The 3,724-nt window shown below is 53.1% G+C and carries 3 protein-coding genes; 2 read left to right on the plus strand and 1 reads right to left on the minus strand.

The annotated features are described in order from the left end of the window. On the minus strand, window positions 1-1,281 hold a 1,281-nt coding region (locus ACEW8P_RS23850; RefSeq protein WP_373515568.1), incomplete at its 3' end, for an aspartate aminotransferase family protein. Between the two features lie 479 nt (window positions 1,282-1,760). Here ACEW8P_RS23850 and ACEW8P_RS23855 point away from each other — a divergent pair. Next, the gene (locus tag ACEW8P_RS23855) at window positions 1,761-3,008 is read left to right on the plus strand and encodes a C45 family autoproteolytic acyltransferase/hydolase (RefSeq protein ID WP_373515569.1); all 1,248 of its coding nucleotides are present in this window, start codon (window positions 1,761-1,763) and stop codon (window positions 3,006-3,008) included. Window positions 3,009-3,212: 204 nt separating this feature from the next. Continuing rightward, window positions 3,213-3,724: dicarboxylate/amino acid:cation symporter (locus ACEW8P_RS23860; protein WP_373515570.1), on the plus strand; the 512-nt coding region annotated here is incomplete at its 3' end.

Below are 3,724 nucleotides of genomic sequence, written 5' to 3' on the forward strand. Positions count from 1 at the left end.
CAATATATCCAGCCCGCGCGAAAACTGCTCATCGGTGATGACCAGGGGCGAAAGGATACGGATGATGTTTTTGTAAGTACCGGCACTGATGAGGATCAGGCCGCGCTCGGCGCAGCCTTTTACGATTTCATTGCAGAGGTCACCGTCGGGTTCGATAGGGCTGCCGTTTTTGACAAACTCAATGGCATTCATGGCCCCAAAACCCCGCACCTCACCGATGGCGGGGACTCGTTCCTGGAGTTTTTCAAAACGCTCCATGAACATATTCCCGATTTCTACGGCGCGCGCGTTCATGTTAATCTCCTTCATGTATTTTATGGTCGCCAACGATGCCGCGCAGCAAATCGGACTACCGATGTAGGTGCCGCCGATGGTACCCGGCCCGGCTGCGTCCATGACTTCTGCCTTGCCGACAACCGCTGCGATCGGTAGCCCCGAACCCATCGACTTGGCGTAGGTGCTAATGTCGGGCTGCACACCGTATTCCTGCCAACTTGCCCAGTTGCCGGTGCGGGCAAATCCACATTGTACCTCATCGAGGACAAGCATGATGCCGTGGCGGTCGCAGTAGGCGCGGAGACCTTCAAGGTAGCGTTTCGGCGCGGCGTAGAAGCCGCCCTCTCCCTGAATGGGTTCCAGGATAATGGCCGCTACGCTCTCGGGAACGACTAGATTATGGCCACTGTCGTCGAGGCGGCGCAGTTCCTGATCGACGAAATCGTCCAGGCTAAGGCCGTTACCGTAACGATAATAATTGGGAAAAGGCAAGCGGTACACCTCCGGCGAGAAGGGGCCGCAGTCGATTTTGTAGTTGATTTTGCTGGTGAGCGTCATCGCCATCATCGTCCGGCCGTGGTAGGCGTCGGTGAAGCAGATCACAGCCGGGCGCTTCGTAGCCATGCGGGCAATTTTGATGGCGTTTTCCACCGCTTCGGCTCCCGTACTGACGAGCATAGCCTTCGTGCGCTCGCCGTGGGGCAAGATTTCACAAAGCTGTTCGCAGAGTTCGACATACGGCTCGTAGGTCACGACGTTGAAGCTGGTATGCAAGTACTTGCCTGCCTGCTCGCGAATAGCGGCCACCACAGGTTCGGGACAATGCCCGGCGTTGACGACGCCGATGCCGCCCGCAAAGTCGATGAGTTCTTCGCCGTCTTCGCTAATGATGATCGCGCCCTTGGCATCGCGGACGGTGCCGGTGTTGAACACGCCAACGCCGTTGGCTACGGCGTTTCTTCTTCTTTCGAATAATTCTTGGGATTTGGTGGTTTCTGCTACCATTAAGTTAAAGGATAATAGTTTGTAAATCGATTTTTACAAAAAACGAGTCAACTCTCTTAGAGTTTTCTCTTTCAGGAAATTAGATTGGTTCTAAAGTACGTAGAATTGGAGTTGCTCTACGTTGAAACTCAATTAGAAAAGTTCTTCGTAGCGCAAGAGCTTCATAATTGAAAAATAAAAAAACTAGGAGCAGCTTCCCCGGCCGAGGCGTTTTTTATTCAGAAGAAGGCAACGGAAGGCGGGTAGGCTGATAAGCGGTGAATTTTTACGCATAAAGGTAATCGGGCACTAGTCTGCTTTTCTTCAAATATAGGGAAAATAGGTGGCAAAAGAAAATTATGACTGAACTAACCTACCCCGCAAACGTTGTATTTGCCAATCCTAATCCCAATCCAGGAGCCGTTAACCGTTAGCCGCCACGGGGCGTCCCGATTGACCGTTGACCCCAAAAAATAAGTTACTTTATAGTAAAAGACATCATGTTCAATCTCGACTTCAATTCCATATCCGAATCCACGCCCGGCCCAAAATGGCAGAAGCTTTTCAACCTCCATTGGCCCGCTTACCGTGCCTGGTTCGAATCCAAAGGCGTAGCTCATAATCCTGACCTTGCTACCTCGGTGGCCGAACTCGAGCGCTACATGCCCGAGTTGATGCCCACTTACCGCCGCCTGTGCGAACTGGCGGGCAACGATCCCATTGCCGCGCGTTTCCTGACTGGCTGGCAGCCGCCCGCCTATATCTCGGGCTGTTCCCAAGTCGTGACGCAAAACCCGCCGCAGCTTGTTCGTAACTACGACTACCACCCCAACCTGAGCGAAGGTACCGTTTTGCACAGCGCCTGGAATGGCAAGCAAGTAATGGCTATAGGCGACTGTCTTGCGGGTGTCGTTGATGGGATCAATGAAGATGGATTGGTGGCTTCGCTTACCTTTGGCGGACGTAAAGCTGTAGGTAAAGGCTTCGGCATTCCGTTCATTTTGCGCTACGTGCTGGAATTTTGTAGTAACGTCGAGGAGGCCGTCGAAGTGCTGGTGCGCACCCCCTCGCACATGGCATACAATATAATGGTATTGGATAAAAGCGGGGCTCACAAAATGCTGCAAATCTCCCCCGATCACGCGGCGGTTGTGACCGACGCCTTGGTATCGACTAACCACCAAGGCGAGGTCGATTGGCCGGAACACGCTGCCTTTTCCAAGACAATCGAGCGGGAGCGGTTTCTGCTGGAATTGCTAAGGGTGACCAAGCCCGATGCCGAAATGGCGATACAGACTTTCCTGCACTCGCCACTCTACGCCCGCCGCTTCAACGAAGGCTTCGGTACGATCTACACGGGGGTTTATCGTCCTACGGAAGGTGCTATGGAACTCCGCTGGCCGGGGCAGACGCTCCGCCAAACCTTTGCCGATTTCCGCGAGGGCGTGACCTCGATTAACTATTCTGAGAAAGCTCCGGCCATTCCGGTTCCCGGTCAAAAAGGCAAAACGCAGGAAGTTCCCGATTACGTCCCCACCGCCACTGATGATTTCTGGACGCAGTACGGACAGGCTTGGGCATCGGGCGACCCGGCCGTCATGGCCAAAAATGTGGCCCAAGCCGTGTTGAACGCATCAGGTAAGACCGATGATGCCCGGCTTACCGAACTTCTGGAACTCTTCACCTCTGAAACCAAAAAGCGCGGTCAGGTGCCGTGGGAAATGCTGGCGGATTTATGGGAGGAGTAGAGAGGAAGGGAGGAAGGATGAAAGGAGATTTGCGTATTTAGGGGAAATTGTATTTTCCGCTTGAAATGCCGATGTTTGGGCGTTTTTCTGTGATTCTTGCCGAACTCTGTTTGGAGTTTTGGTCAGAATGCAGAAGAACGCCCATTTTCAATTCCGAACTCTGTACTTAGTACCCTGACTCATAAACTTTCAACTCATAAACTCTTGAAACGTCTCGCACTGCATTGGCAAATCCTTATTGGTATGGCGGCCGGAATATTGGCCGGGTATCTTTTTTCTCGCTTCGATTGGGGTAGTGATTTCGTGGTGGCCTGGATCAAGCCCTGGGGTACTATCTTTATCAACCTGCTGAAACTCATTGCCATTCCGCTGATCGTGGCGTCGCTCATCAAGGGTGTATCCGATCTGGACGACATCCGCCAACTTTCGCGACTCGGCACCCGAACGCTGGGGCTTTACATACTAAGTACTTTGATTGCTGTGTCGCTGGGTTTGCTGGTCGTCAACTTGGCGCAGCCGGGTAGTTTTATCGAAGAAGCCACGCGCAGTGACCTTATGGCGAGCTTTGGGGTAAGCGCCGAGCAAAACGTGGGCCGTGCCGCCGAGAACCAGAACAAAGGTCCACTAAGTGCCTTGGTAGATGTGGTACCGGACAACGTCATCGGGGCCGCCGCTTCCAACGGCAATATGTTGCAGGTAATTTTCTTCGTAGTCTT

The sequence above is a fragment of the Persicitalea sp. genome (genome assembly GCF_041751555.1).
Taxonomy (GTDB): domain Bacteria; phylum Bacteroidota; class Bacteroidia; order Cytophagales; family Spirosomataceae; genus Persicitalea.

Bases quoted from the DNA above. Each gene is read 5' to 3' on its own strand.
- ACEW8P_RS23855 (WP_373515569.1), top strand. From the start codon at position 1,761: ATGTTCAATCTCGACTTCAATTCCATATCCGAATCCACGCCCGGCCCA.